This window comes from Arthrobacter sp. STN4 (assembly GCF_024539665.1).
Classification (GTDB): Bacteria; Actinomycetota; Actinomycetes; order Actinomycetales; family Micrococcaceae; genus Specibacter.
On the sequence record NZ_JAKZGX010000002.1, the window covers coordinates 67,964 to 92,788 of the forward strand.

Sequence of the window (24,825 nt, forward strand, 5' to 3'; positions counted from 1 at the left end):
TCCTCAGGAGCTGCCGGCGTGGCCTGGCGGACCGTGGCCCAGGGCAGGCTGGCCGGGACCGCTGTGGGGCACGTGGCTGGTGTCGCGGACGCCGCCGGCATGGCAGCCGGAGAACCCGTTGCGGTCACCTCCGCGCTCTGCTCAGGGACAACTGCGGCACCGGTGGTGGTCCCGGCGCCGCAGGAGGCAATGCTGAGGCAGAGCAGGCCCACCAACAGGAGCCTGCGCACGTCTAGCCCTTCCGCAGCCGGCTGAAACCGGTCCCCAGGGCCGCCAGGAGGCCCGCCATCGCACCGAGCATGCCGGCGGATGGTGCCAGCGAGCCAGCAGCCTGAGGCTGAGGCTTGGCGTCACCTTCAACCGGAGCCTGCGCGTTCGTCGCAATGATCCCCGACTTCGCTGCCGACACCACGTCCACCGCGACCTTTGCCACCGGCACGGTCAGCGGATCGATGGCCACGGCGGGCTTCTCGACGGGCGCGACCGGCTTGACGCCCAGCGTGATGACCTCCGGCTCGCCGACGATGGCCGGCTTCAGGACCGGCGCCGAGGGCTTCAAAACGGGCACAACCGGCTTCTGAGCCACAGGGGCGGCAGGTTGTGCCGCCTCCAGCTGCGGACCCAGCGGCTCCGGGATCGGCGGGGCCACGGGGTTGGGCGGGAAGACCGGTTCGGGCGCTGCAATCGCTGGCGGGGGTTCCGGGGCGGGCTCTTCGACGGCGGGCGGGACCGGCGGGGCAGGTTCTTCGGCGGCCGGTGGGACCGGTGCCGCGGCCGCATAGGCGATCTGCCAGCTGGCCTGCTGCAGCGTCAGGGCATCCACGACAGTCCCGGAGAGGGTGTCCACGGACCCAGCGCGTTCGGGCACAGTGATCGTAAAAAGAGCCGCGCCGGCAGAATCGGCAGTCTGCCGTGCCAGCTCAACTCCACCCGAGGTGACAACGGCTTCCTTGCCGGGGCTCAGCTCGGTGACCGCGATGGCGGCCGTGTCGCCCGGCGTGAATTCCATCGAGGGCACCGCGGGGATCGGCTTGATCGGCAGCCCCTTGAAAACGTTGATTTTCAGGTTGGCAGTCTTGCCGCCAATGGCCTCCTGGACGGTCAGCGGGACCTGGCCAAGCCAGTCCGTATACCCGCCAGGCCCGTCGTGATATCGGACCGGGGCGCGCAGGATGGTCTCGAAGGCGCCGGCCGCGTCGGTGACCACTTGGACCGGCTCCAGTCCCGCCAGCGTGAGGGTCAGCGTATCGCCTGGCAGGTAATCGGTGCCGCGGAGCATCAGCGCACCGCCTTGGTCCAGTCCGCCGTCGGCTCCATTCATACGCAGGCTGGAAGGCCCTTGGGGAATCGGACAGCCTGTGCCGGTGAGCGCGCCGGCCGTCAGGGGCGGGCACGACCTGACGCTCATGGACATGACGGTCGGGGCGGCGGCTCCGGTGAGCGCGGGAGTGGCGGTCAGGAGGAGGGCCGCGATGCCTGCTGCGGCGAGGGTCTTGAACTTCGGAGTGGATTTTTGGTGCATGGGACGGGCTGCCTTTCAAGCGAATGGATCGAGTGATGGTGGCGGCTCGTGGCGATCTCTGAAATTTTGTGGATGAATCATTCATGTACTACGGTACGTATATTTCTAGCCTAAGGGACGTCCATTCGGCCTGTCGAATCGTGTAACAGGCCAGGCGACGAGGTCAGTGTCAGCCCCCTCCGGCAGAATGTTCCCATGCCTTCCGATGCACCCGAACATTCCCCCGTCACCCCGATCCGCTCCCCGACCGGCGACCCGGTCAGCGTCGTGATTGCGGGGCGAACATGGACGGTGGTGGGCGAGCCCGTGCGCTGGTTTGAGAGGCGGGAGAGGTGGTGGGAGCACACTCCGCGGCTGCCGTGGGGTACTGGGGCCGGGGTCATAGACCGCGCCGTGATTCGCGTCGAAGCCCGCCTGGGCCGGAATCCGCGCAGCGCCACTCAGACCTTCGAACTTGTGGCTGAGGCTGATGGGGCCTGGGCCGTCAGGGACGTGCTGCGCGCTGCCTGAGCTCGCGGGCGTGGCACGTCAGGACCCCAGCGACATCCGCAGCCGCTCGACGCCCGGACCAGCTTCCGGCATCATGTCCACCCACTTTGGCTCAGTCACCAGTTTTCCCAACATGTTAGCCATATGAGCACGGGCGGCAGGTTGATACTTGTAGCCACGCAGGTCGCGCGCTGTAACCACAGATGCCAAGGTGAGAAAATCCGTGACATGCCGTTCGCGGCCGGGGTCGTCGATAATTGCTAGCGCGCCGGCCTTACCCACTAGCGCTGCCATTAAAGTTGGGCGATTGACTTTGCCCGAGGATGCCCCCGCGTCCACCTCCACGACCTCCGCTTGTTCGACGGCCTGCTGGACGGCCGGCGCGGCGAGCGTTGTGCCGCCTGTGGCGCCCAGTCGACTCTCACTTCGCTCCCCGGTGTACCTGGGGATGAGAACGTCCACAACGGCATTGCCCCTGATCCACCGATGCTGGTGACCCGCCGGAGACTGGCCGGCTGACTCGAAACCGAGGCCCAGGAGCGCGGTCGTGAACGCCTTGAGGTGGTGCGGGTATGCGCGAATATCCAACGCGAAATCTGCATCCTTGGTCGGTCGCGGCGCAGTGGCCCCGCGCTCGACGGCGTGGAGGAAGACGGATTGGCCGCCGATGAGAATCCACCCGTGTGACAGGGCTTCGTAGATCTCAAAGATGGCCCGCCACGACTCCTCTTGCTCGGGAAGCATAGCGGGCAGTTTAATCGGCATGGAGAACCTGCCTGAGGATCGAATCGGCCGCCGCCTGCTCCCTTGGCCCGGGGCGCTCGGCCAGGTCCATGGCAGAAAAGACCGCGGGGACCTCTAATGGAAGGCAATCGACGGCACGAAGCTTCACGTTCGCCTGGATGCCTGGGCCGGCGGGGACCATGAACCACGCCTTTTTAAGGACAGGGAGGTCTTTCTTGGCCACGTAGGCCTCCACTTCGTCGCCCGGGAGCAACCCGGAGCGCGGATCCGAGACGCCTGAGAGACGGATCGCCGGGTCCTCACGCAGTTCTGCGATGTCCTCGTGGCTGACGGAAAAGTCCAGCGCTTCAGCTCTACCTGCCAACCACGCCTGCAGTTGGCCCTTCGGATGCTCGTGGGCGGCCAAGTTTCGAATATGCCCCTGCAGACGGTGTCGCTCTACGGCACTCAGCTCGGGCGGCTCGTCACCCTCCAGCTCCAGGGCCAGGGCCAATGCGCTCTTTGGCGCCATGGGCCGTCCGGCGGCCTTGATCCAGACTTTGTTCGCCACGGCCGCTTCGTCGATAACCCACTGACTGCCGACTTTTTCGGCTTCCAGGCGCCCGTCATGAATGAGCTCACGCACGCGCATGGAGCTCACACCCAGCTTCTTCGCGACTTCTTTCACTCCCATTGCCATTACACAATCCTATCGGAGTCGAAAGGATTGTGTAACCGGCTGAGATTGATCACTTCTAGAATGCGTCGCTTCATCGAGATGTCACCAAGCCCGTACCAGTGAAGCCGGCCGTGGCCTCCGCGGCCGTGGCCGTGGCCACCATCGTCGCCACCGGCATCGTCATTACGAAGCTGGGAGCGGCCGCCGGGGCCGTGGCCGGGCGTCCGGCCAGATCCCGACATCTCCGCCGCCGCATCCCGCGCCACGGCAAGAACCCCGCTCTGAAGTAAACCGCCCCGCCAGCGATCAGCCGATCAGCGGAACATGCTTCTGGATCCGGAAATCATCTTTCATCCGCGTCAACCTCAACATTGCCCGCCCGACCTCCGGCATGATGAACGGGGCGCTCACAATTCGACGGAAGCCGGACCGATGTACAGCAGACGCGGAGAAACTCGGCTACACCTCGCCCGACGCCGCAACCAGCTCATCTTCGATACGCTGGCGCCGGGTCCGCCGGACCTTGGCAACCACAACCAAGGCCACGATGGCCAGGCCGAAGACCGGACCGACTGCCGGGATGAAGCACACAAAGAGCGTCACCAAGCCCAGAAGCATCCACCGGGAAAAGACGGCGCCCCGGTTGATGAAGCGACTGGCGCGCCCGGAAGTCCAAAGTGGTTCCGCTGGTTCCCCGACTCGAGCAAGAATCTGCACCGCCTGGCCGACGGTCAGCTGCTTCAGGCTCGGCCGGACACCCGTTTTGGAAGCAACCTTGGCGCGCACGTATTCGCGCTGGAAGGTCATGGCCAGAGCCTCGCCGTCTGGCGCCAGCAGCTCTCGCCACTCCGCGTTACCGATCGGCTCCGCGGCAGTGGCACGTGAGGCTGCCGCGGGACGGCCGGGGCGAGTGCCGACACCGCGGGGTGAATTCGGGTGGCCGCCGGCGCCACTCGTGTGCACGTAGGAGATCCCGGTCCCGGGAATCCGTGCAGTGTGGTTGATCTTGCCGTCAGCCCTTCGGGTGACGCGGAGTGGCCCCTTGCCAACGCTGGCGCTCAACCCGCGCTTGGACGCTGTGATCCGTATAGGCCCAAAGCTCTTCGATTTCCGAATCCTAAAACTGCCCATGCCGGCCGCCCCTTTTGAATGAAGTTGTCTGTTGGGGCTGAGCATATCGCTCCTGGCCGACATTAAAAGAGGTCCGCGGCACACTGCGCGCCGCCTGAGGGCCTCGCAGCCCCTCCACGTCTACCGCTCCGTCAGAGCGATTTGGTCGGCCGTGGAGGGGCTGTGGGCGGGGCTACCAGTCGCCTGATCCCCGCGCGTCCAGCTGAGCGATCCAAATGGCCGCCTCGTCCTCGACCTTGCGCGCAGCCTTGGCGCGAGCCGACGCGCCGGCATCCTCATTCGACGAGTCTGTGGGCGTCTGACTCTCGCATGAGGATGCCGGGGAGCCGAGGGTCGCTCAGGCTGAAAAATCCAACCTGGTCCCGTGTCATCTCGCGAAGGCTGCCGTCCGACTGCGGCAGATAGCAGGTTGGCACGAATTCGTCATCGTGCCCGCCCAGGTTGTAGGCCAGGTCGGTGAAATTGCCGGGATCATAACCGGTGATCCCCTCGGCCTCGGCCAGCGTGATCATGCGGGCTTCGGGGGCGGGGGTGATGTTGTCCATGGTCGTGCCTTTCGATTGCGAATTGTTGGGCTGGAAGCTTGCTGCTGAGCTGTGCGTCGTCATGGCGTCAGGCGGCCATTGCGTAGGTGCGGGCGGGGGCCAGGCCGGCATCCAGCTCGGCCACCAGGGCGGCGTGGGCCTCGGCGCGGAGCTCGCGGAGGGCACGCAATGTAGCCGTTTCCAAGCGTTCCGCGACCAGATCTGCACTCCAGGCGATCACCGTGCGGGGATCGACCGACACGACCTGCAGGCCGTCGGAGTCGCAGAGGGTGAAGCCCCCTCCGGAGAGACGGCGGTGCAGCACGCCCTGCACCACGCGGATCTTGCCGTGGACGGCGAGGGCCAGTGTGAGCTGCCGGCCGAGCACGTGCTGGTGATCTGCGGGCTTCAGGGCGAACCGTTCCGCGAGCTCGTAGGCCTCGGCCGTGCGGTCAAAGCCGGCCAGGGCGTTAATGCGGACTGCGGGGGCGGTGGTGGGCTTGGTGGCTAAAAGGTTGCGCATGTTCTTTCCTAACGGTGCGGTGTTGCTTTTTGGGCCGGTCCGGGGTCCCGGGGGCTTGCCCCTTCCCATGCGTAGACGGGGGGCCCCTTTTCTGGGAAATGTGGTGAAGATCATAGAGGGCTACTTTCGCGCCCCAAAAACGCCAGGAACCCCGCATCAATCGATCTCGATGCGGGGTTCTGTTCGGTGAGCGGGTGGGCGGGGGTCAGGCGGCCTCGGTGGCCGTGGATTGCAGGGTGGGCTTGAGGCTGGCGATGCGGTCGGGCTGGAAGCCGCTCCAGTGATCGACCAGGATGCCGGTGGCGGAGTCGCGGACAAGGACCACTGGAGCCTGGCTGTGGCCCAGGGAGAGGGCCAGAGCGTGATCGGGGCTGAAGACATCCTCGTCAATCGCATGGGGGATGCTGTGCCTCGCCAGGTCGCGATAAGTGGCTTTGCACTGCACGCACCTTGGATTGGAAACGATCGTGACGGACGCGCTGGCGGGGTTGTTGCTCACGGATGCCCTCCTGGGGCTGGTAGGTGGCGCTGGCCGATTGACCGGCACCGTCTTTGTGGTGGTGAGCTTGTGGGGCCCTCAGGCGTTCCTATGCGGCCTCGGTGGCCTCGAGGTACTCCGCTGCCCAGTCGGTGCCGTCGTCCGGGCAGAAGTCATCTGCATCCAGCGACACCGGGCCGGCCGGCATCGCGACCTCCGGCTCCACGTCCTCTCGTTCAGCGGCCGCCGTCGCGGGAGCCTTGGTGGTCAGGGCGCGGGTGTTCTCGGTGAGGTAGCCGTAGCGGCAGGCAGTTTCGCCGATGTAGAAGATGGCGCCGAGGCCAAGAATTGTCTCCTGCTTGGTGGCACCGGAGCGCAGGTGGACGGTGATGGGGCCGACTTCGGTGATCTGGTCTGCCGGGCCGAAGACGACGAAGTCTTCCTGCTTTTGGCGGCGTCGGTACATGGGCCGGACTGGGGCAGGGATGGCCATGGTGGGGGTTCCTTTGCGGTTGTTGCCGAAATGTTGCGTGGTGTCAGTGCCCGGCAGACGGGTCGGTGGGCGGCTTGCCTGCCGGGGGTGTGGGGTCTAGATGCCTAGCTCGAAGCCGGCGCGGACAAGGGCGGCGCGGGCGGCTGCGAGGTCGGTGGCCTCTTCTTCGGCGGTCTGATTGCCCCAGAGGAGCTCGTACTGCCGCGTGCGGGAGCCTGGCCAGTGGCGGTTGATGAGCTTGGTGCGGAGGCCGACGCTGAGGAGTGCGGCGCGGGCAGCCTCGGCGTGTGCGACGTCGACCTTCAAGACGCTGGAGTTCATTTCGACAAGGCGGTCATCGACGAAGTCGACGTTGCCATCGGTGAGGTGGACGGAGGGGGTGTGGGCGGTTTTCATGGCGGGAGTGCCTTTCGGGGATGAAGGGTTGGTGTAGCGGGAAATCAGGCGGCGATCTTGAGTGCGTCCTTGACGCGGCGGGTAGGAAGCGAGTCGAGCTGCGGTTGGAGACCGGCCAGGCTGAGGGGGATGACATTCGAGCGGTCCGGGCCCTGCGCCAGGAAGCCGAGGGCATCCATCTGGAACCGGACGGCCGTGCCGTTTTTCTTGACCAGGTTGGCCTGGGCGTATCGGCGGCCATCTGCCTCGTGGCCCAGCTCCACGGAGTCGATGATGCTGACAGTCTCCGTGCCGCCTGCGTCCCGGCGGTCCTTGTAGACCAGGACCGTGCAGGGGTAAGCCGCGGGGGTGTCCATGCAGGCCTTGAGAAGGTCGATGACCCAGGACTTGTGAACCCGCAGGCCCTTCTTCAGCGCCGATCCGTCCACAATCCATATCGTGCCCATCATGCCGGCGGCGCGGTGTGCGGCATGGCGGGCCAGGATTGTTTCGCGATCGATCGGCGAGTGTTGGACCTCCACCGCGAATCGGTTTTGGGTGTTCTTCCGCCGGATCACCACATCCGCGATGGCACTCTGCATCCGCCACTCGTGGGCGAAGGCGTTCTTGAAGACCTCGTACTGCATCCGCAGGTGCCAGGCTCCAGCCGAACCCGTGAATCCCTCGCAGCCGGCCGCAGAGGCGTTGAGGTGGTAGAAGTGCGGCGCGATCTCCTCCCCCTCGCGGTAGAACAGTGGCGCGGAGCAACCAGAAGACCCACACCGGAGGACACGCGTGGCGGCGAGCGCACGGGCAGCCGTGCCGTCGAGCAGCGTGGCGTATTCCTGGACGTCGGCCGGGGCGGTCATCAGGGCGATGAGGCGGTTGTCTTCCGTGACTGCTGCGTAGCTCATTTGCGGGGCTCCTTAGGGGTTTCGGGTGGAGTTAGAGGCAGGCGCCGGCAGGCGTGTCGAGTCCCTGATCGCGGAACCATCGGGCGGGGATGTAGATCCGAGACCCTACGCGGGTCGTCTCAATGTCACCTGCCGTGATTGCCTGGTACGCCGCATGAGGGGTGATGCCGAGAGACTTGGCGGTCTCTGCGACGGAAAATCCGGCCCGGTGGACGATGGTCTTGCTCATGACGTTCTCCTTGGGGTTTGCACTGCACCGTTGCTACTGATACATACTCTACAGTAAACAATGGTGCAGCGCAAACTTGTTTCTTAGAAATTGTCTTCGTCTTCGTTGATTGCAGCCTGGAGTGGTGTCTGCGTTGCTGCCACGGCGGCTGCCAGCGCCGCCGCGGGGGTGACGGCGCTGGCTTGCGTATGCTTGGCCGGAGTACCCGCAACGCCTGCTAGAAATCGTCGTCTACGTCGTTGAATTCTTGAGGCGCACTATCAGCAGGTGTCGGAGCCTGCGTCGCGGCCGCAGTTGGCATCGCAAACGTAACCTTCGGCTGCTTGGCCGGAGCGTCCAGACCGATGGTCTCGATGGCGAAGATGAAGCCGCGAGGGCGCCCGACTCCCATGGCCGTGGGAGCCTCCTGATTAGGCTTAGTGCCGTTCGCCAGGTACTCCTGCAAGACCAGCCCGAACTGGCTGGCGCTCATGGTGTTGCCCAGGCGCTTCTTGATCGCCCGCATGAAAGCCGGGTAGATAAGGACCTGGCTGCGGTCCTCTGAGAGGACGCCCATGAGGTCGCGGTTCTTGGTGCCCCAGGTGTTGTAATCTGGGTCCTGAATCCACCCATAGACTGAGGAATCGCCGGCCGGCCGCAGCTTGCGGTGGTCCTCGAGGTAACCCAAGCCGCCGGCCAGGTAGTCACCGATCTCATGGACGATCTGACGACCGTAGCCGACCTCGGCTACCGACTCGTTGTTGGACTCGACCAGGGTGCTGAGCTCACGAGAGACGACCTCCATGCTCGGGAGCATGTCCGAGATGCCTTCCTCTGCCGCCCACTCGTGCAAGCGCAGCCAGCCGACTGCCAGCGTGGCTGAGTTCTCAGAGGCGCGGGACTGCCCGCGAGAGGAAGCCCATTCGCCCTTCATGCGGTCGTTCTCGGCACGGAAGGCCAGGACGCCGCCCGCTGCGTCGAGCTGGCGCATCATCCAGCGGATGAAATTGGCAAAGAACGAACGAGCCACCCCGGTGTTGCCGAACTGGTTCTTGAAATCGTCGATGGGCGAGTAGTGCATAGGCGAGATTGCAATGTCACCAGGTTGGAATTCGATTGCAACGATGCGGTTGATAATGGCCGGGCCGGACGGCGGGGCGCCCTCTCCGGAGATGAATGTCAGGGTGCTGATCGCGCTACCGCCCTTGAGGCCTCGCGCCTGCGTGCCCTTCGTCCCGGAGTCCGCGCCGTAGGACGCCTGGATCACCGCACCGACCGCGGCGCGCATGGCCTTGTCAGCGTCATGATCGCCCTCGAACCTAAAGTCGTCAGCAATGAACGGCGTGCTGTTTGCCCAGCCCATGGCAATCTCGGCCCCCACCCTGGAAGCGTTCTGAAAGCTCATGGAGAAGTCAGAACCGGTAATGCCAACCCCGGAGAAGAACGACTGCCCGCAGGAGAGAAGCCAGCTCTTACCCGAGCCAGAGGCGCCCAGGAGGAGGACGCTGGTCTTTCGGGAGAGAGGCAGGAACGCCGCAGCTACACCGCCCAGGAGTGCGAGCGCAGCGCTGGGCCGGTTCGGAACCGTGGCGAGCAGCGCCGGGATGCATTTGGCCGCGGCACGCAGTTCATCGCCTTCAGCGATCCGGTCGAAGCCGGTGGCTTCCTGTGCCGGCTTGAGCGCGCCTTCTTCCGAGTGTGCGGGCGCGGTGACCGTAAAGTCACGGCTGATTCCGTCTGCGGTCATCGACCCTGCGGGCAGCATGAGGACGTGCTTTCCGCCGGGCCGGAGGTACAAGCCTGTGGAGGTGAATTCCTGGCTTTTCAACTGCGCGTCGTGCCACCCCAAGGTCAAAAGCATGTTGTTGATCCGAGCCCGGTCATCGAGCTTGATGGGCAGGGCAATGCCGGCGTTGGCCTTCTCCAGGATCTTCCGACAGTCCACGGACTCGGCCGCCGTCAGGTCGTGCAGCTCAATTACGTAGCCGGATGCCGTGACGATCGTGACCGTGAAGAAGGCCTCTCCAACGGGGCGGGCCTCGCCGGTCACCTTCAGGAGCAGCTGCTGGGTCGAACGAGACCGGAACGCGATCCAGTTGGTGATCGGGACGTCGATCGGGTATGACTCGCCGTCGGGGCGCGTGGCCATCCGCGTCACATAGTAACCGGTCTGCGGGCCACCGACCTGGACGAACTCGCCGTCAGTAGGGTTCCCCATTGCCAGGCGGACTGTCTTGCCGGGGACCAGGCCATCCATGACCGTCGGCGCGGTTTTGGGGGCGGGTTCGGCTATCGTGCCGGCCACTGGCCCCACAGCCATGGTTGCGACTGGGTCGGTAGTGACACCGTCGACAGCGGCTGCCTTCACCACAGCCATAAGCGGCACTGCAATGTCCGTGACGGTGTCGGGTGCCCATGACGGCTCGGGCGCGAGGCGGATCGGGAGGGCGGATCGCAAGTCGTCGACTGACGGCTGCCCGACCAGCAGGTCGACCAGGCCTTTCAGGTCGTCGGTGTCCAGGAAGTGGGCTGCAACCCTGGCGGCCAAGCGGGTGTCGCCCTCGCAGAATGCCCTGATCAGAAAGCTGAAGGTGGAGTGCGAGCCGTCGTCCGGCTCCACGCCCAGACACTGGGCGGTGTACTCGCCGTAGACCGTGGCGCGCTCGATGCCATCATCGTCAACCGGGTGAAGGAGGACGTGGCGCTTGCCGTGCTCGTGGCCGCCGGCGCCGTCGGGGAATGTCATGCCGCCGACGTTGAGCTGCATGTCAAACACCCGCTCCAAAAACTCCGAGACCGGAAATGCCAAGTCGAGACGGGTGCCAGGGAGAGCTTCACGCTCGACGGTAGAGTACGCACGGCCGCTTCCGGCGAGACCGGAGCCAGCGGGAACAGAGCGGAGAGTGACAGCCCGGTTGGCCTTGGCCTCGGCGGCGAGGCGTTCTTTCTCGAGCGTCACGGCGGGGAGTTCCTGGAAGTCGGTGATGGCGAAAGCGTTTGACATGGTGTCCTTAAGTTGGAGTCGTAAGTCAGTATCGACGGACAGTAAGAGTTAGATTCGGAGTGTTGAGTCTTGGGGCAGATGGCTGTCTGCCCCAAGCCGGAAGGGCTAAAAGTCGTTGGCCTCATACCTGTGTTCAGTGAGCGACTTCAGGGCCGCTTCAACCAAATGGGTGGCCTCGTCAACCGGGTAGCCGAGCGCGAGCGCGAGCTGGATGACGTCGTCCAGCCTGGACCTGACCGACCAGAAGTCCGCCTCTTCACGTGCGCAGTTTCGGGCTTCCTCGGCCTCGGCCTTCATGGTCTGCACGAGAGGAGCCTCTGGCAGCTTCTGAAAGTCGGTGACGCTGAAGGCGCTCGTCGCGGCCGGCTGGCGAGCCGCGGGCACCTCTCTCGAAGCCGATTCGCGACGAAGGACAACATCTGGCAAGCCTTGGAATTCGGCTATCCCGAATACGGCGGCCACCCTCAGTTCACCTCGACGATCGAGATGGGGTTCAGGTTGCCGTTCTTTCCGATAAGCGAGCCTCCGGCCCGCAGGATCCGGAGTGGCTCTAGGACACCTCCGTCGAAGTGTTTCCCGTCCTGCTCGGCCCGATGGAGCCACCATCGCTTTGTTTTCAGGAGCATCTCCGCCTGCTCATCAGCGGTGGGAAGCTCGTCCAGGGCCCACCACGCGTGGTAGCCGCCACCGGTGTTGAACAGGATGGTTGGCTTGAGGGGGAAGTCCCGGAGCCACTGATCAGCTTCCTCCCAGGTGGGGAGGTTGTCGCTCTTGTGGGTTCCGGACCGGACGTCGATGTCGGCGAAGATGGCCGGGATCGGATAGACCTCGGACTTTTTGCCGCGGCGCCACCGGCCGTTCTGTTTGGCCTCCAGCACGATTGGCATGCGAGGGGCGATGCCAATATAGGCGGCACGGTCCTTGCCGACACGTTGGATGACTTCCCAAACGGCATCAGGATCGGCGAGCGGGACGTGGATGGACGGCATCATGCCGTTGTCTTCCAGCCAGTTGACCGTGAGCAGCGCATCTTCGGGGTAATCGTGACGTCCCCAGATGAGGTCGTAGTGGGTCTGCCAGTCTGTGGCGTTGAACCCGGTTGTCGCGAGGGCCATGGTGGACCTTTCATTGGGAGGAGCAACTAAGAACCACACTACACGTAACAGCAATAATCAGCAAATGAAAGTGTTACGCGGGAGTTTTTCGGCACAAAAAAAGGCCCGCCACATGGGCGGACCCTCAGGGTTGCTTGCTAGGAATTACGTGGGTCGCGGGTGCTGAGCACCCGGGTGATCCCGATTTCGTTTTGCGCTGCCTGTATCCTGCCCTCGTCGATCCAGGCGTACACGGTCTTGCGGGATACGCCGACCGTGCGTGCGTACTCGGTGACGCTCATGCCGGGGCCCTGACCGGGACGGGGACCGGTCCTGTCCTTCTTTTCCGATTCAGGGACCAACGCCTTGAGCCGGTTCGCACGGACAGACGGGTCGTAGCGGTGCAGCCTCCAGCGGACCTGGGGCTCGGTCAGTCCTGTGAGTTCGGCGAGCATGGCCCAGGAGACCCCCAGTCGCCTAGACGTGTCGATCTCGATCTCCATGAGGTTCTCGGCGGCAGCCAGCTCTTCCTTCGCCAGCCGCTCCCGGAGCGCAGCTGCTGCCACGCGGGAGATTGCGAGTGTTTTTTGTGCCTGAGGGTCTATGTCGGGGCTCGGGGTGGAGTTCATATAACCAGTATCCCCTACAATTCCGCATAAATTGCTTTGTGACGTCAGCGTGTCGCTCCGCAGAAGACTTCTGAGCGTCTCCACAGAACTCCGCAGCCGTTTCCGCACTTTTCAAACGCCCGTCGCGCTCCTACTTCCCTTTGTTTACAAGGATTTTGAAGATTTTCCGCAGTTCCGCAGGTTTTGGCGTCCGGGGAAGAGAGACATATATATAGAGGGAGAGACGTACTTGTAAAGATGGGGTACCTATATACATATACATATCCTCTTAATATATATATCTGTGGAAACTGTGGAAACATGCCTACATCCTTTGTTTGCAAGGAAATTGGCATGTGTGGAAGATCTGCGATTCCACGGAAACCAACTGCGGAAGGAGATTGGACGGCTAGGGTACAGTGTTGCGGAGCAATGCTGGTTGCCGGACGCGGCAAGGGGCGGCCCCGTTGCCGAACCGCCCTCTGCTTGCCATTCCGTTGTTTTGCCCCGGCTACCGCACTGTCGGGCTGATCACGTCAAGCGCAAGGTCTGCCAGGACTTCGGTGAGCCCGGCGCCCACCAGGATCGCCTTCAGCATTTCCACTACCGCATCGGCCGTGGCGGTAGTGGAAGCCAACGTTTCATGGGCGGCAATCGCGGCAGGGAGTTCGGCTATGGCCGCGGCGGACGCTGAGATCAATGCGAGCGTTTCGATAGTAGCGGACATGGTGACCTGGGGCTTCTTAAATGTGTTCACTGTGGCTTCTATGCCCCAGGCTCGCCACGGGTGTCGTTCCACCAAACCGGGCCCCACCCCACACCGCCCACCGCAGCGTCCATCGGACCGGCTGCCTCGCAGGCAGTGGTGGCACGGGGCCGCGTGCCGATATGTGCGGCACGAGGACACCTCCTGTACGAGCTGACGCCGCTTTAATTCCTGTTGAGGCCGAACTGCCGGGTGAGCAGGATCCGCTTGTAGTGGGACTCTGCTGCATCCACTTCCGCCATTGATGCACCCGGGTCGAAGACACGCAGAATGCTGAACTGAAAGTGCTGCCGATGGGTTGGGTCCAGCTTGTCCAAGTCACGCAGGCCGACGTTTCCGCCATGGCCCGTCTTCGCGTACTGACTCCAGCGTCCCAGCATGCGTTCGGCGCCATCGGCCTTCCCCACATAAAGCTGTCCGGTCTTGGTGTCAGCAATCAGGTAGATACCTTGGACCGAGCTCAAAGCCTGGCGCCATCGCCCGTAGCGCGAGTCCTCCATTACCGCCAAGAGTTCGATAAAGGGGAGCACCAAACCGTCAAAACCTGGGAAGGGTTCGGGGCGGGCGTCAGCGACCTCCGTGACCAAGAATCCGCCGCAGTCCAACGCCGGCTTCGCCCAGTTCACAGCGTCCTTCGACCACTCAACGACCAAGCGGCCCTCAAGATCGCTAAGGAACGGCGATGGCCGAAGATCGAAGCAGCGCATGTCCGCCGTCCGCATATCCTTAATTTCCCCATTGTTCTCGTACGCAAAGAGGAACCGAGACCGGCGGCCGCCAGCGGCAACGAAATTCAGCCAATACTTGGGCGGCGTTTTCCCGACTTTATTTCGAACTCCTTGCCAGCGCACGGACTCATGTATTTTTTCCGGGGTCAAGTCCGCGGGACCCGCCAGCCCGTCGGCATTGTATGTGTGACGCAGCAGCAAAATCTCACGCGGATCGACTCCGGAAGCCTCAACGATGTCACCGAAGGTTAGCCGCCCCGTGAACGGTGTAGTTATTGTCACCCAGCTGAGTCTAGCGGCGTCCTCGAAAAGGCACACCCGCGCCTTGCGCTGCATACTCAGCAGGCACCACGTCACACACCGCCCGGATTCGCACCCCAAAATCCGTCACGCGCATTGATTGCTGTGTGAACGGCGGTGGTGAGCAGTGCGAGTGGCCGTACGACGTCGGGGGCTGTGGCATGCTCGATTCATGCACAGTTTGGACCAAGAAGTCGAGAGCAGTACTCGCCTGCAGTTCACCATAGAGGGCCTATGCGCCGCGGGATTCAAGGGGTTCGTGCCGTTCGGGGCGCTTCAGGGGCACGCTGACGAAACATGGGGAAGGCCTGGCGTCTACGTCGTGATCCGGGAATGGCCGACCGACGTCCAGCTCATGGAGTTCAACCCCACGTTCGAGTATAAGGACCACAGTCCTATGCTCCCGCTCGAAGAGTTGCAGGCCGCCTGGGACCTGCCTACACCTGTCCTGTACATCGGCAAGGCCGGCGAGCTGAATCGAGGCGTCAGTCTCAAGGACCGGCTCAGTCTGTACCGCCGGTACGGTGCCGGGACAGCAGACAACCACGCCGGTGGCAGGGCAATCTGGCAGGTGCCCAACGCGGACAAGGACCTTCTCGTTTGCTGGATGGCGACCCCGAATGTCTACCCCGTCTGCATCGAGGAACAATTGCTGCGGCAATTCATAGCCGAATTCGGCATGCTGCCGATGGCTAACAGAAGAAATGAGTCCCCCTGCAAGCACCTAACGCCTTGCCACTGGGAGCCGGCGGGCCTATCCGACGCCGACCATTGTCCCAATCCGCCTCCCGCCGCGCCCACCGTCTCTACCTGGCCACTCTGACACTCAACAGCCGCGAACCCTCAGGAACTGTTCGTCGCAGTTGGTCGAATCCGGCTGCGTAGCCCTGGCATTCCACCTCGGTGTGCTCAATGGCGTCCGTCTCGATGGTTTCCAGGGTGGCCGTGATGATCATGATCCAAGGATAGGCCAGCCTGCCAGCTATGTACTATGTCAGACCACCGGAACATACTTTTCCCGTGAATAAATCCGACTTACGATTCCAGTGAGATGGGATCCGTGTGTTTTTGATCGGAGCCGGTGTGTAGCCTCAGCTGTGCGGCTGGGGACCAAAGGCTGTTGGTCCTTGTTCCGTTGTCGTTGCTTTGATGGTCGTAGATTTCACGGTAGCTGCGTTTCGGGTGCCCTTGGTGCTTGATCAAGTGGGCACGGATGGCGGTTGCGTAATCCGAGGGGTTGTCGGCGCGGAGCAGGGCGAGCCGGAAAAGTTCCAGCAGCAGGTTCAGGCGGGCTCGGTTGCGGTAGGAGAACTCACGCTCTCCGATGATGGTTCGTACGCGGGTGAGTGCGTTTTCAAGTGCTCCATTGGAGTAGACCGGAGGGATTGAGCTCCTGCGTGTGGTTTGCCGTCGGACCTGCTCGCCATGAATCAATACCCAGGTTTGCAAGGGCAACGGGCCCGTTGTCTTCACGGCAGTTTCAAAGGAATCCCACGCTTCCCTGCTGGTCAGCGCGTTGTGGAACAGGCCCCGCAGTTCGCTGGCGACGGCCGTCCGGCTCAGTACCTGGGAACCGCTGGCGTATAGATGATATTCACAGGAGTGGTACCGTTCCCTCCAGAAATCGGCACCCCACCTGGCTATGATCGCTCCCCGAATGGCAGCGTCCTCATCAGCGACAATTGACATCGGCTCTCCTGGGAGGTGGGAGAAGAATTCGCACCATGCCGCCGCATTCTGTGCTGGATGGGCTTCCAGCCGCCACAGCCTGCCATTCTTCCCCTCTCGGTCATAGCCATAAGCAGCCAGTACCGAGTACAGCGGTGTACTCGTCTTGATCTCGCCGGTTCCTCGCCACCAGAACCACAAGGAGTCCAGAACGAGGACTTCCGGCCAGCTTTCCTGCGCCTGCGGTGCGGCCACCACCGGCACGAAATCAGCCATCCATTCAGCCACGGTTTGGCCGTTCTTGACCTCATGCTTCAGCTTCAATGGAGAGTTCCCCATCGCCTGCATATGCACGCGTCTGGCCGCGTCGGTGTAGCTACTCCCTCGGCCAACATCGACCAGAGCGCCGGCAATCTCACGAATCAGATATTCAAATTGGGCCGGTGCCGCGGGCCCTTCGTAAGCGGCAATGTGGTTCTCACACTCAACACACGTCTCCAGGCTCGTACGTGTCCGACTGACCACACCAAGGAAGCGGTGAAACTCACCTCCTGGAAGAATGCACCGCCAGCGCTGCCGAGGACGCCCGCCATCCTTCTGGATACCATCACGAACAACCCGACCCTCCGGATGCCCACGAGGGCAAACCGGGACTTCACCAGCCATATGGCAATTTTACGCCTGACCCATCTCACTGAAATCGTAAGTCGGGAATAAATTCGATCCAGAAAATAATGCAATCCTTATGTCCATCGTCGATGCCGAGGACCGCCATCCGAAACTTGCTGATGGGCCGACGCGCCGTTTGCCGGTCTGGGAGATGCCGCTGGTGAATGTCGGTGAGGTGTACGGCCGCGCGGTCGCCTACACCCGCTCTTTCGGCCTCATTAGTTGGCGGGACGACGCCAGCGGGCAACGCATGGAATGGTTCCCCGCCGACGCGATTCATCGGGTTGAGCGAAGTGACCGGCATGGTCGGTGAGGACCCGGGCGCGGGTGGGCCGGCCCGGAGGCCCGACGGAAGTCGGGTTAGTCTTTACGGCGCGCCGATCACCCTGCGCTTGAGCATCTGGAACTCGTCGGCGGTGATGGCACCCTGGTCGCGGAGGGTCGCCAGCCTCATCAGCTCCGCTGAGGCGCTGGCGACCGGTTGTTGCCCGACCACGACTGGCGGCCGTTGAGCCACAGAGTTGAGGACGATTCCGAGAATTACGATGGCCGCCCCGAAGCCAATGATCGCCCAGTACACCCCCATCTGTGCCGGAGCCGCCGCGGCGCAGGCGTCAGCCACGTGAGTCAATTTCCCATTCATGGCATTGGCAATATCTTCACCTGCGGCCTTCGTGTTGCTGCCAGCGAAAGCTCCACCGCAGTTTCTCCCTACAGGGACGGTGTAGCCCATGATGGCACCCACCACAATGACACCAATCCCCAAAACGAAGGGCCATGCCGGGCCTGACGTCTTCCCACCCCGCCGAGCCGGAGACGGGGCAGGCGAGCCCAGGGGCACGGCCTCTGCTGGCAGTGGTGGAGACGGCTCCGTGCCGCCAAATCCCGGCTGTAGGAATTCCGGCAACGGCTCGCCGGGGTAGGTCGCGAGGCGCAACCGCCGGTATGGCTCGACAGCACGCTCGTACTGAGCGTCAAGCTCGCCCAGTGCGCGCAGGTACTCGGCCCTCAGTTCCGGGGTCTCTTGGCCTAGCTGCACAGCCTGATGTGAGTACCAGGCGCGCACGTCCGCTATGCCGGCCTGTCGCTTTCTACTCGCTGCCGAGGCGGCTTCGGTAGCTGATACGGAATCGTCCTTCATGGTGCTCCCCCGGAGTGATAGATATCTGAAATCTGATCATAGGTGGTGCACCCAACATCAACAGCGTCGACATTCAATTCTCCATCCGAACACATGCCACTTATCTGAAAACCACCGCGGTTTTCGGAGCGTACATACAGGGACGGGTTTCGTGACACAGCCAGGCGATTTCAGCATCCCGGCACTCCCTGTCACCTAATCGTTCGTTTTAGTGATGCGACAAAATCAAGGAGAAAATCACATGTTGGTCGGCTACGCACGCGTTTCAAAATCAGACGGCTCCCAGTCAACCGACCTGCAGCGGGACGCTCTCCTGGCCGCCGGCGTCGAGCCCGGCTCCATATATGAGGATCATGCCAGCGGCAAGCGTGATGACCGGCCGCAGTTGGCAGCGGCCCTCAAAGCCCTCCGCGACGGCGACGCGCTGGTGGTCTGGAAGCTCGACCGGCTCGGCCGCTCACTGAAGCACTTGGTCACCACGGTGGAAGATTTGACCGAGAGGGGGATCGGCCTGAGGGTTCTGACCGGCCAGGGCGCCGCCATCGACACCACGACCGCCTCCGGCAAGCTGGTCTTCGGAATTTTTGCGTCCCTGGCCGAATTTGAGCGCGAACTGATCCGCGAGCGAACTGCTGCAGGCTTGGCCTCAGCAAGGGCCCGCGGCCGCGTAGGAGGTCGGCCGCCGAAGATGACGCCGGCGAAGCTGCGGCTGGCAGTCGCGTCGATGGGCAGGCCGGGGACCGTAGTGGGTGAGCTGTGCGCCGAGCTCGGTGTTACCCGGCAGACGCTGTACAGGCATGTGGGGCCGACGGGTGAGCTTCGGCCGGATGGGGAAAGGGTGTTGGCGGGGAAGTGAGGTGAGTGTTGCTTTCTAGTAGTGTGGCGAGCAACTAGGAAGGCGGGTCATGGCTAAGCGGCAAGCTGTCCTATTCCGGAGCCCCATCCGAGGGCAATCTGCCGTGACTCTTGAAGATGTTCGCCAAATCTTTGCTGAACTTCTGGGTGACGTCGGCGACAACTGTGGCGGCGAGATTCCGAAGTCGCAGGTCGGCACCGACGCTTAGGTCAGGGCTGCAGTCCTCAAGGTTGAAATACACATCTGCACCCGCGTCGTGTTGGATTGCTAGTGGCGGGTGACCACTCAAGTCGGTATATCCGCACTGAACGCTTGTCCTCGTTTCGTGCTTGTCAACTTCGTCAGCGCTGAGTATTACCTCAACGTCTCCATAAATATTTGTGTAGGCATAGTCGAGGATTGCCCGCTCGGAGGCTTTTGATACTGAGTAGCTCTCCACATAGGCCACGTTGAATCTGACCTTTGTGCCATCGAACCGTCTTGTGCATTCATTCTCGATTGCTTGGAACATTGCCTCCTTAAGTCGCTCGGCAGCTTCCATGCTCGTTTCCAACGGTTCATCACCGCTGCGTAAGAGGCGTTCGATATCGCCGAGGATGTTCTCATTTGAATCCGCAGCCTTCGCGCCCTCCATTAGTTCGGCCAGCCAGGAATAGGTTTCGAGAGCCCTGGCAGCAACGTAGTCCACCATTTCCTGGTGCGCATGCCGGTCCGCTGCTTCCAGCGCCTGGAGGTACAGCCTCTTACGCCCAGCAAACACGACCAAAGGTATGCCAAATTCTGCGAGCAACGGGATGGAACCGACGACACGGGCCATCCTTCCGTTTCCATCCGCGAATGGATGAACGTGCGCTACTGCCCAGTGGACGTAAGCACATTGGATAACGGGGTGAGATGCACGAAATGATTCTGTGCGCATGGTATCCACAAGACGCTTCATCTCCGGTGCGACATCTTCAACTGGCGCGTAATGGAAAATTGTGCCGGCACGATTTCTTACGTGATTAGGCTTGGTCTTATACGCGCCGGGCTCATATGGTTGCTGCTGGACGCCAACCACGGTCTGGACAGGGTGCGTCCGCTGGGAGCGCGTAGCCACCCGATGCAGCTCCCGGATATCAGTCTCGGCAAGAGGTCGACCAAGATCCGCGGACGCTAAGTCTCGAACCGCCAGGTAGGCGGCGAGCTGGTCCTCGAAGTGCTGACCCGCACCGTCCCCGCTGTCGGCCAATTCCTGTTCCCAGCCGTCGGATTCCATGGCGACGCTCTGAGTTGCACCCTCGTCGTAGAGATCCTCCACGGCACCTGTCTCGAAGGCTGTTGCGCGCAGTATCCTGTCCTGAGCCCACCGCAGGCCCTTGCCACCTCCGGGATCCCCCGCCGCACGCAGCCGTTTCAAGAGGACTTCAAACTTAACTGCATCGACATTGAGCGTTGCCCAATCGTCAAAATTGCAGATGCTCTCGTATGAGACATGCGGGACGGTACTGGGCAGCGAGGGCTCGGTCATGGAAACCACTCTATGGGACGGACTACAGCGATCAGCTAACACCCAATGTCCAGTTAGGGTCTGGGCCATCCGCCAGATGTGTCAGTCTGTCCTCCCAGAGGACCCTATCTCGATGCTCTGCCGCTGCTGTGCCTACGTCCAGATAACCTGTACCCCAGCTGGGCACCATGTGTGCGGAGGCGGGGGTGTTGCTGCCCGGAAGGGCTAGCAACGCGGCACAAGCGCGACGACTGGGCGGCGCAACAGCCCGATGTCATCGCTCAGTGGGATACTTGGGCCGTGAGGGACGACACCGAGGACAAGCCAGAACCCAAGACAGAGCCCGGGAAGTCGGCGCCGGAACGAGAGGAAGCCAACAAAGCCCTCGAAGGACGCGAGAAGGAACCGCCGTCACTCTCTTCCCAGGTCGCACTTAGTCGTGAGCTCACGCCAGAGGTGCTCGCTCAGTTTCGGAGTATGGTCTCCCAACCGTGGATGCGTGCCGACGCAGCGTCAAGCATCGCGCACAGTGTCTTGGCGTTTCAGGCTGCACCCGCTCTTCGCGATTTCCAAAAGACGATCCGGGACATCGCCGCCCTTTCTCCCCCGGCGACCTCCGCTTGGTCAATTACTCAGATGGCAGCTGCAGGCGCTGCACTGCCCAGCGGACTTCGTGATGCACTCCGCAACGTTGGGGAATCAGTGGACCGATCAGTACTCAGTTCGCTGACTCCCTCGGCCGCTAGCATCGCGGCTATGGTGGCTGTCCTCACAAGTGCCGCGCGTGGCGCGTTGCTGCCAGATTTTGCGACGAAGACCCAGGCGTTCCTGACCACCGATAAGCAGCTTCGCTACCGTAGAAATTGGCCGGTGTGGCACTACACGAATGGGCACGCATTGCTCTCCATCCTTGAGACAGGGCAACTCTGGGCGTCAAACCCCCAGAACCTCAATGACGCTTCCGAGATGACTCACGGTTTCGGCGTCATTAGGGATGCATTCGCCGAGCAGGCGGCATTGTCGAAGAGCTCTGCGCGGAGCGGTTCGGACAACTGGGCGTCATTGGAGAAGGTGCTGTCATCTGTGCTGGACAAGACCTTCGTCGATAGCATCATCACCGATGTTTACTACATCTCTGCTTCGATGGAAAGAGACAGCTTGACCTTGTGGCGAAATTACGCCGACGGGGACGGCTTTGCGATTGGCATCGATGCTTCGGTTGAACTATCCGCCGACGGGCTTTACGTCGACGCGGACGACGATGACAGCCACTTGAGGGAAGACATCCCTCTGATAAGCGGCTGGTATCGCGTAACCTACAAGATGCCGGACAAGCAAAAACTCGCGCAGGCCTTCATACAGAGCGCGATCGAGGACGTAAAAAACACCGCTGCGAAGGACCGCTCGGCTTTGGTGTCAGAGTTGCGGAAGCAGGCAGTCATTCTGGCATCGGTAATGAAGCACGAGGCATTCAAGGACGAGCGTGAAGTTCGATGGATATCGACGAACTACACGACATTCGATCCCGTCCACTACGAGCATGGCAGAAAATCCATCGTGGCCGTCTTGCACGCCATGACATCCTCCGCGGAAGGTGATCGCCCTTTGCCAATTAAGGGCCTTTGGTGCTCGCCCATTCCCGACGACGGGATCCTAAGAACGATGCAAGGCCTCCTCCGGCAGCGGGGGTATGAACCCGCCAGTCGGAACGTAAACAAGTCGAAGCAGCCATTTCGAGGGTGAGAGTGCGCGGAGGCCCACGCCCGTCATTTGTCAGGCCCACGCACGTTCGCCACCGCCACAAATCGTAGTAACCAATCCGCTATTACGATTCGTGGGGGTCAAATCGCAGTTAGCGCGGCGTTGTGCGATTCACATCGGCGCTTCGCCAACTGCCATCGAGCCCAAGGTAGCGGCGCACGGTCACCTCGTGTCCGCTGCCGGGCCTGTAGAAAACCCTCTTGTGGGCGAGCGCTATCTGGGCGCGGTTCAAGGAAGCCACGAAGCCAGCGTCCGCTACGTCCACTGAGAACCTAGGGTCGCCGCGCTCGGACGGATAAGCCATGGCAGCGTACCTCGGCGTCAATGGGAGAATTAGCGCCTTGGCATCAAGCAGAGGCGGGCGTCTCCGCGGATCCATCCCCGGGGCAATTCCAATCGCTGGGCAGTCGCCCAAGAGGTACTCAGTGCCGATCGGTGCGGGCCGGATCGAAAGACTGAAGTTCGTGAGGTATGTCCGAGTTTTCTGGAATACATCCTCGATCCATTGCTGAAAGGGCTCACCCCGTTCCTCGAGGGCCTGGATCGGGTCGAGAACGGCATCAGCCATCTCCTGCAGGATCGATGGTGCTTTTGCCAGGTCTAGGCCGTACTTCAGCTCGGCGAGCCTCGTCTGCAGGTCTATGTTGGCTCGTGTGCGCGCTTCGACCTCGGCCAACGTGTCGGCATGGATCCGCTGGGCTTCAAGGCTTCTGGCGAAGTGCAGGGCCACGAAATCGTTGACCTGGGGTCTCATTGCTCGGAGCGATTCGGGCTGGCCCCGGAGCAGCGCGACGAAAACGTCCGTCATAGGGTTCTCGACCGTCGCCCACAGGCTTTCCATTCGGTCCCCATCAAACTTGACGAAGTGGTGCTCAAACCCGACTGAGCCCGGCGGGCGGGCCGGGAACACGCGGCCAGAGCTGACGTCCACTTGTCCAACGGACCCGTTCTTCATCCGGGGATCCTGGGAGAAGCGAGCTATCAGTGCCCTCGACACGTAGTGCTGCTTGACAATCTTGGCGGTCACCCTGAATTTGTACCCCGCCAGAGGCCACAAATCAAGGCAGTCCGCCCGGAGCAGTCCGAAACGGGTCCGGCCTGCCGACCCGAGTTCGTTCGACCATAAGAGTCCGCTGCTCCGGCCCATCGACGCCAGCCGGTGTCCAGGCTTACCGTGAAAGCATGACCGAATCGCCAATCCCCGCCGATGCTATTGCCGCACTCCTTGCAGAGCCCGCTCTGCCTGCCTCAGCCCGGCTGCCGCTGGCCGAAGCCAAGACGTATACGGAGCGGTGCCTGGCCCTCCACGGGCTCATCAACAACCTGCCGCTCGACTTCGTGAAGTCCTTCAATGACAAGCACGGCACTCTCCTGGCCAATGCGACGACCACCGCGGTCCACTACCTCACCGCCCAGGGCCTCGTTCCACCCCCCTGACAACTCCACCCACCCCTCCCCCAAAAAAAACGACCCGCCTCCCTATGGGACGCGGGCCGTTTCTGCGAAGCGCTTGCCTGGGGCGACTATGCGGCTTCGCGGGTGGCGACCGCGTGGTCGGCGACCTGGAAGAGCGAAGCGCCGGCCTGGCGGCTGGCGAGGGCCAGGGCCTGGTTGCGGCTCACGACCTCGGCCGCCTCCTGGACGGTAATCCCAGTGAGGTGTGAGATCTCCAGGGCCGTGGCTGCGAGCCAGACGCCGTCGGGCAGTTCGGCCTCAGTCGACTGGCGGGCCGGGCGGTAGGCGGCGCCCTGGGTGATCAGTTCCTGGGCGGTGAAGACGGCGTCGGTGCTGGTGTCGGGCTGGGTGTTCAAGGTGGCCTCCAAGGGCTTAGTGCGGATATTCCGGCCCGGATTGTTCCGGGCTGCCCTACCCCATGCGTAGACGGTTCGGGGTCCCCGGCGCGCGGCCATGATGTCCGCTGCCGCCCGGCGGCGATCGATCAAAAATCGGTGCCGCCGAACCGAGCCGCATCAAGAATCCAACAGTTGCGGGCGCAGGAGTCGCACGATTGTAATGATGGTCAGTAACGCCGCCGAGGCCAGTAAGAACCAGGCTACCCACGGGCCCACGATCCAGGTATCGGGCAAGCCGCTCAGCAAAATCGATAACCCGATCAGCGGAAGTCCCCGAGCGTTGATCGTCAAAGTACTCTGATCCGCCTGTCGCCGCTCAGCTTCCAGCTTCGTCATTGCGGCGTCATGAGCAAGCCGCAATGCATCCAGAGAGTGCCGCAGCGCGTTGATTTGCTCGGCCAGATCGCGTTGCAGCGCGGTGACTCTCCCTGCCAAGCCATTCGCGAACGCCCGCAGCTGCTCAATTTGGGCGCCAACCTCACCCGCCAACGGGGAGGGAAGTCGGCTCTCCCCTATCGCTATTGGCGTACCGAAGGTGACAGTTCCTCTCGCTGCGCCTGCGTGCACATTCACCGACTGGCGCCGTCGCACCCACGCCCAGACCCTTCGGCTCAGCGTCGCGAAGTCTCTGCCAACCCGTTTGGCTGCACCAGGCACGGTCAAAATCGCGCCCCACAGCCCGAAGGCGACACCCACAACTCGGACAAAATCAACGAGGAACATGCCGACATCCTAGCTGCGGCCCTCACGTCCTCCCTCCTCCGCCTGCTCAAGCAGCCCCGCAGCCGCACCGCCTCGGCCAGCTCATCCCGAATCAGGAGGCCTTGGA

Annotated in this window: 32 protein-coding genes and 1 pseudogene; 8 read left to right on the plus strand and 25 right to left on the minus strand. The window is 62.7% G+C overall.

Annotated elements, in window-relative coordinates; all coding sequences use genetic code 11:
- Positions 1-232: 232 nt before the first annotated feature.
- Positions 233-1,522 (minus strand): hypothetical protein, encoded by a 1,290-nt coding sequence (locus MMF96_RS02505; protein WP_256882437.1) that lies wholly within the window; start codon positions 1,520-1,522, stop codon positions 233-235.
- Between the two features lie 195 nt (positions 1,523-1,717).
- Here MMF96_RS02505 and MMF96_RS02510 point away from each other — a divergent pair, with 195 nt between their 5' ends.
- A complete protein-coding gene (locus tag MMF96_RS02510; RefSeq protein ID WP_256882438.1) occupies positions 1,718-2,032 on the plus strand; it encodes a hypothetical protein in 315 nt (104 codons plus the stop codon).
- Between the two features lie 18 nt (positions 2,033-2,050).
- On the opposite strand, the gene MMF96_RS02515 is transcribed toward MMF96_RS02510, so the two are convergent.
- A complete protein-coding gene (locus tag MMF96_RS02515) occupies positions 2,051-2,755 on the minus strand; it encodes a hypothetical protein (RefSeq protein WP_256882439.1) in 705 nt (234 codons plus the stop codon).
- Between the two features lie 10 nt (positions 2,756-2,765).
- A complete protein-coding gene (locus tag MMF96_RS02520) occupies positions 2,766-3,434 on the minus strand; it encodes an excisionase family DNA-binding protein (RefSeq protein ID WP_256882440.1) in 669 nt (222 codons plus the stop codon).
- 98 nt (positions 3,435-3,532) lie between these two features.
- Between MMF96_RS02520 and MMF96_RS02525 the strand changes: the two genes are divergently transcribed.
- Complete coding sequence (locus MMF96_RS02525) at positions 3,533-3,703, plus strand: hypothetical protein (protein WP_256882441.1); 171 nt, start codon at positions 3,533-3,535, stop codon at positions 3,701-3,703.
- Between the two features lie 169 nt (positions 3,704-3,872).
- On the opposite strand, the gene MMF96_RS02530 is transcribed toward MMF96_RS02525, so the two are convergent.
- The 10 genes and pseudogenes from MMF96_RS02530 to MMF96_RS19845 all read right to left on the minus strand — a co-directional run bounded on the left by MMF96_RS02530 (position 3,873) and on the right by MMF96_RS19845 (position 9,347).
- Positions 3,873-4,220, minus strand: coding sequence for a hypothetical protein (locus MMF96_RS02530; protein ID WP_256882442.1), 348 nt, complete (start codon positions 4,218-4,220; stop codon positions 3,873-3,875).
- Positions 4,221-4,388: 168 nt separating this feature from the next.
- A pseudogene (locus MMF96_RS19840) lies at positions 4,389-4,607 on the minus strand (DUF4236 domain-containing protein); the annotation flags it as partial.
- Between the two features lie 212 nt (positions 4,608-4,819).
- Positions 4,820-5,089, minus strand: a complete 270-nt coding sequence (locus MMF96_RS02535; RefSeq protein ID WP_256882443.1) for a hypothetical protein — start codon at positions 5,087-5,089, stop codon at positions 4,820-4,822.
- Between the two features lie 67 nt (positions 5,090-5,156).
- Positions 5,157-5,591 carry a hypothetical protein gene (locus MMF96_RS02540; RefSeq protein WP_256882444.1) on the minus strand — a complete coding sequence of 145 codons (435 nt, stop codon included), beginning with the start codon at positions 5,589-5,591 and terminating at the stop codon, positions 5,157-5,159.
- Between the two features lie 205 nt (positions 5,592-5,796).
- Positions 5,797-6,090 (minus strand): NrdH-redoxin, encoded by a 294-nt coding sequence (locus MMF96_RS02545; RefSeq protein WP_256882445.1) that lies wholly within the window; start codon positions 6,088-6,090, stop codon positions 5,797-5,799.
- 88 nt (positions 6,091-6,178) lie between these two features.
- The gene (locus MMF96_RS02550; RefSeq protein WP_256882446.1) at positions 6,179-6,562 is read right to left on the minus strand and encodes a hypothetical protein; all 384 of its coding nucleotides are present in this window, start codon (positions 6,560-6,562) and stop codon (positions 6,179-6,181) included.
- 96 nt (positions 6,563-6,658) lie between these two features.
- Positions 6,659-6,958: a hypothetical protein gene (locus MMF96_RS02555; protein WP_256882447.1), complete on the minus strand. Its 300-nt coding sequence runs from the start codon at positions 6,956-6,958 to the stop codon at positions 6,659-6,661.
- 44 nt (positions 6,959-7,002) lie between these two features.
- Positions 7,003-7,851, minus strand: coding sequence for a hypothetical protein (locus tag MMF96_RS02560; protein WP_256882448.1), 849 nt, complete (start codon positions 7,849-7,851; stop codon positions 7,003-7,005).
- 31 nt (positions 7,852-7,882) lie between these two features.
- Positions 7,883-8,080 (minus strand): helix-turn-helix domain-containing protein, encoded by a 198-nt coding sequence (locus MMF96_RS02565; RefSeq protein WP_256882449.1) that lies wholly within the window; start codon positions 8,078-8,080, stop codon positions 7,883-7,885.
- A gap of 217 nt (positions 8,081-8,297) precedes the next feature.
- Entirely contained in the window at positions 8,298-9,347 is a 1,050-nt protein-coding gene (locus MMF96_RS19845) for a hypothetical protein (protein ID WP_375141394.1), read from the minus strand.
- 1,308 nt (positions 9,348-10,655) lie between these two features.
- Between MMF96_RS19845 and MMF96_RS19850 the strand changes: the two genes are divergently transcribed.
- Positions 10,656-11,060, plus strand: coding sequence for a hypothetical protein (locus MMF96_RS19850; protein WP_375141395.1), 405 nt, complete (start codon positions 10,656-10,658; stop codon positions 11,058-11,060).
- Between the two features lie 108 nt (positions 11,061-11,168).
- Here the strand turns inward: MMF96_RS19850 and MMF96_RS02575 are convergent, their stop codons facing one another.
- The 5 genes from MMF96_RS02575 to MMF96_RS02595 form a co-directional block, all read right to left on the minus strand.
- Positions 11,169-11,369, minus strand: coding sequence for a hypothetical protein (locus MMF96_RS02575; protein ID WP_256882451.1), 201 nt, complete (start codon positions 11,367-11,369; stop codon positions 11,169-11,171).
- A gap of 158 nt (positions 11,370-11,527) precedes the next feature.
- Positions 11,528-12,178 carry a hypothetical protein gene (locus tag MMF96_RS02580; RefSeq protein ID WP_256882452.1) on the minus strand — a complete coding sequence of 217 codons (651 nt, stop codon included), beginning with the start codon at positions 12,176-12,178 and terminating at the stop codon, positions 11,528-11,530.
- A 137-nt stretch (positions 12,179-12,315) separates the two neighbouring features.
- On the minus strand, positions 12,316-12,786 hold the full coding sequence (locus MMF96_RS02585) for a helix-turn-helix domain-containing protein (protein ID WP_256882453.1): 471 nt from the start codon (positions 12,784-12,786) through the stop codon (positions 12,316-12,318).
- A 490-nt stretch (positions 12,787-13,276) separates the two neighbouring features.
- Positions 13,277-13,492, minus strand: a complete 216-nt coding sequence (locus MMF96_RS02590) for a hypothetical protein (protein ID WP_256882454.1) — start codon at positions 13,490-13,492, stop codon at positions 13,277-13,279.
- Positions 13,493-13,695: 203 nt separating this feature from the next.
- Positions 13,696-14,541, minus strand: coding sequence for a GIY-YIG nuclease family protein (locus MMF96_RS02595; RefSeq protein WP_256882455.1), 846 nt, complete (start codon positions 14,539-14,541; stop codon positions 13,696-13,698).
- 190 nt (positions 14,542-14,731) lie between these two features.
- Here MMF96_RS02595 and MMF96_RS02600 point away from each other — a divergent pair, with 190 nt between their 5' ends.
- Positions 14,732-15,382 (plus strand): hypothetical protein, encoded by a 651-nt coding sequence (locus MMF96_RS02600; RefSeq protein ID WP_256882456.1) that lies wholly within the window; start codon positions 14,732-14,734, stop codon positions 15,380-15,382.
- Here the strand turns inward: MMF96_RS02600 and MMF96_RS02605 are convergent.
- Positions 15,366-15,515 carry a hypothetical protein gene (locus MMF96_RS02605; RefSeq protein ID WP_256882457.1) on the minus strand — a complete coding sequence of 50 codons (150 nt, stop codon included), beginning with the start codon at positions 15,513-15,515 and terminating at the stop codon, positions 15,366-15,368. The two genes, MMF96_RS02600 and MMF96_RS02605, sit on opposite strands and share 17 nt — an antisense overlap.
- Before the next feature lie 79 nt (positions 15,516-15,594).
- Entirely contained in the window at positions 15,595-16,893 is a 1,299-nt protein-coding gene (locus MMF96_RS02610) for a hypothetical protein (protein ID WP_256882458.1), read from the minus strand.
- 79 nt (positions 16,894-16,972) lie between these two features.
- Here MMF96_RS02610 and MMF96_RS02615 point away from each other — a divergent pair, with 79 nt between their 5' ends.
- Complete coding sequence (locus MMF96_RS02615; protein WP_256882459.1) at positions 16,973-17,209, plus strand: hypothetical protein; 237 nt, start codon at positions 16,973-16,975, stop codon at positions 17,207-17,209.
- A gap of 54 nt (positions 17,210-17,263) precedes the next feature.
- Here MMF96_RS02615 and MMF96_RS02620 read toward each other — a convergent pair whose 3' ends face one another.
- Complete coding sequence (locus MMF96_RS02620; RefSeq protein ID WP_256882460.1) at positions 17,264-17,629, minus strand: SHOCT domain-containing protein; 366 nt, start codon at positions 17,627-17,629, stop codon at positions 17,264-17,266.
- A 649-nt stretch (positions 17,630-18,278) separates the two neighbouring features.
- Between MMF96_RS02620 and MMF96_RS02625 the strand changes: the two genes are divergently transcribed.
- Positions 18,279-18,893, plus strand: coding sequence for a recombinase family protein (locus MMF96_RS02625; protein WP_256882461.1), 615 nt, complete (start codon positions 18,279-18,281; stop codon positions 18,891-18,893).
- A 70-nt stretch (positions 18,894-18,963) separates the two neighbouring features.
- On the opposite strand, the gene MMF96_RS02630 is transcribed toward MMF96_RS02625, so the two are convergent.
- Positions 18,964-20,403, minus strand: coding sequence for a Fic family protein (locus MMF96_RS02630; RefSeq protein WP_256882462.1), 1,440 nt, complete (start codon positions 20,401-20,403; stop codon positions 18,964-18,966).
- 279 nt (positions 20,404-20,682) lie between these two features.
- Between MMF96_RS02630 and MMF96_RS19725 the strand changes: the two genes are divergently transcribed.
- On the plus strand, positions 20,683-22,125 hold the full coding sequence (locus MMF96_RS19725; protein WP_256882463.1) for a DUF2971 domain-containing protein: 1,443 nt from the start codon (positions 20,683-20,685) through the stop codon (positions 22,123-22,125).
- A 109-nt stretch (positions 22,126-22,234) separates the two neighbouring features.
- On the opposite strand, the gene MMF96_RS02640 is transcribed toward MMF96_RS19725, so the two are convergent.
- On the minus strand, positions 22,235-23,170 hold the full coding sequence (locus MMF96_RS02640; protein ID WP_256882464.1) for a DUF4238 domain-containing protein: 936 nt from the start codon (positions 23,168-23,170) through the stop codon (positions 22,235-22,237).
- Positions 23,171-23,325: 155 nt separating this feature from the next.
- On the opposite strand from MMF96_RS02640, the gene MMF96_RS02645 reads away from it, so the two are divergent.
- On the plus strand, positions 23,326-23,580 hold the full coding sequence (locus tag MMF96_RS02645) for a hypothetical protein (protein WP_256882465.1): 255 nt from the start codon (positions 23,326-23,328) through the stop codon (positions 23,578-23,580).
- Between the two features lie 86 nt (positions 23,581-23,666).
- Here MMF96_RS02645 and MMF96_RS02650 read toward each other — a convergent pair whose 3' ends face one another.
- A complete protein-coding gene (locus MMF96_RS02650) occupies positions 23,667-23,954 on the minus strand; it encodes a hypothetical protein (protein WP_256882466.1) in 288 nt (95 codons plus the stop codon).
- 159 nt (positions 23,955-24,113) lie between these two features.
- Positions 24,114-24,719 carry a hypothetical protein gene (locus tag MMF96_RS02655; protein WP_256882467.1) on the minus strand — a complete coding sequence of 202 codons (606 nt, stop codon included), beginning with the start codon at positions 24,717-24,719 and terminating at the stop codon, positions 24,114-24,116.
- Positions 24,720-24,825: the final 106 nt, after the last annotated feature.

What these genes read in the sequence shown, in the direction of transcription:
- MMF96_RS02505 (WP_256882437.1), bottom strand. Translation starts at nt 1,522, where the DNA reads ATGCACCAAAAATCCACTCCGAAGTTCAAGACCCTCGCCGCAGCAGGC.
- MMF96_RS02510 (WP_256882438.1), top strand. Translation starts at nt 1,718, where the DNA reads ATGCCTTCCGATGCACCCGAACATTCCCCCGTCACCCCGATCCGCTCC.
- MMF96_RS02515 (WP_256882439.1), bottom strand. Translation starts at nt 2,755, where the DNA reads ATGCTTCCCGAGCAAGAGGAGTCGTGGCGGGCCATCTTTGAGATCTAC.
- MMF96_RS02520 (WP_256882440.1), bottom strand. Translation starts at nt 3,434, where the DNA reads ATGGCAATGGGAGTGAAAGAAGTCGCGAAGAAGCTGGGTGTGAGCTCC.
- MMF96_RS02530 (WP_256882442.1), bottom strand. Translation starts at nt 4,220, where the DNA reads ATGACCTTCCAGCGCGAATACGTGCGCGCCAAGGTTGCTTCCAAAACG.
- MMF96_RS02535 (WP_256882443.1), bottom strand. Translation starts at nt 5,089, where the DNA reads ATGGACAACATCACCCCCGCCCCCGAAGCCCGCATGATCACGCTGGCC.
- MMF96_RS02540 (WP_256882444.1), bottom strand. Translation starts at nt 5,591, where the DNA reads ATGCGCAACCTTTTAGCCACCAAGCCCACCACCGCCCCCGCAGTCCGC.
- MMF96_RS02550 (WP_256882446.1), bottom strand. Translation starts at nt 6,562, where the DNA reads ATGGCCATCCCTGCCCCAGTCCGGCCCATGTACCGACGCCGCCAAAAG.
- MMF96_RS02555 (WP_256882447.1), bottom strand. Translation starts at nt 6,958, where the DNA reads ATGAAAACCGCCCACACCCCCTCCGTCCACCTCACCGATGGCAACGTC.
- MMF96_RS02560 (WP_256882448.1), bottom strand. Translation starts at nt 7,851, where the DNA reads ATGAGCTACGCAGCAGTCACGGAAGACAACCGCCTCATCGCCCTGATG.
- MMF96_RS02565 (WP_256882449.1), bottom strand. Translation starts at nt 8,080, where the DNA reads ATGAGCAAGACCATCGTCCACCGGGCCGGATTTTCCGTCGCAGAGACC.
- MMF96_RS19845 (WP_375141394.1), bottom strand. Translation starts at nt 9,347, where the DNA reads ATGCGCGCCGCGGTCGGTGCGGTGATCCAGGCGTCCTACGGCGCGGAC.
- MMF96_RS02580 (WP_256882452.1), bottom strand. Translation starts at nt 12,178, where the DNA reads ATGGCCCTCGCGACAACCGGGTTCAACGCCACAGACTGGCAGACCCAC.
- MMF96_RS02585 (WP_256882453.1), bottom strand. Translation starts at nt 12,786, where the DNA reads ATGAACTCCACCCCGAGCCCCGACATAGACCCTCAGGCACAAAAAACA.
- MMF96_RS02590 (WP_256882454.1), bottom strand. Translation starts at nt 13,492, where the DNA reads ATGTCCGCTACTATCGAAACGCTCGCATTGATCTCAGCGTCCGCCGCG.
- MMF96_RS02600 (WP_256882456.1), top strand. Translation starts at nt 14,732, where the DNA reads ATGCACAGTTTGGACCAAGAAGTCGAGAGCAGTACTCGCCTGCAGTTC.
- MMF96_RS02605 (WP_256882457.1), bottom strand. Translation starts at nt 15,515, where the DNA reads ATGATCATCACGGCCACCCTGGAAACCATCGAGACGGACGCCATTGAG.
- MMF96_RS02610 (WP_256882458.1), bottom strand. Translation starts at nt 16,893, where the DNA reads ATGGCTGGTGAAGTCCCGGTTTGCCCTCGTGGGCATCCGGAGGGTCGG.
- MMF96_RS02615 (WP_256882459.1), top strand. Translation starts at nt 16,973, where the DNA reads ATGTCCATCGTCGATGCCGAGGACCGCCATCCGAAACTTGCTGATGGG.
- MMF96_RS02620 (WP_256882460.1), bottom strand. Translation starts at nt 17,629, where the DNA reads ATGGGCTACACCGTCCCTGTAGGGAGAAACTGCGGTGGAGCTTTCGCT.
- MMF96_RS02625 (WP_256882461.1), top strand. Translation starts at nt 18,279, where the DNA reads ATGTTGGTCGGCTACGCACGCGTTTCAAAATCAGACGGCTCCCAGTCA.
- MMF96_RS02630 (WP_256882462.1), bottom strand. Translation starts at nt 20,403, where the DNA reads ATGACCGAGCCCTCGCTGCCCAGTACCGTCCCGCATGTCTCATACGAG.
- MMF96_RS02645 (WP_256882465.1), top strand. Translation starts at nt 23,326, where the DNA reads ATGACCGAATCGCCAATCCCCGCCGATGCTATTGCCGCACTCCTTGCA.
- MMF96_RS02655 (WP_256882467.1), bottom strand. Translation starts at nt 24,719, where the DNA reads ATGTTCCTCGTTGATTTTGTCCGAGTTGTGGGTGTCGCCTTCGGGCTG.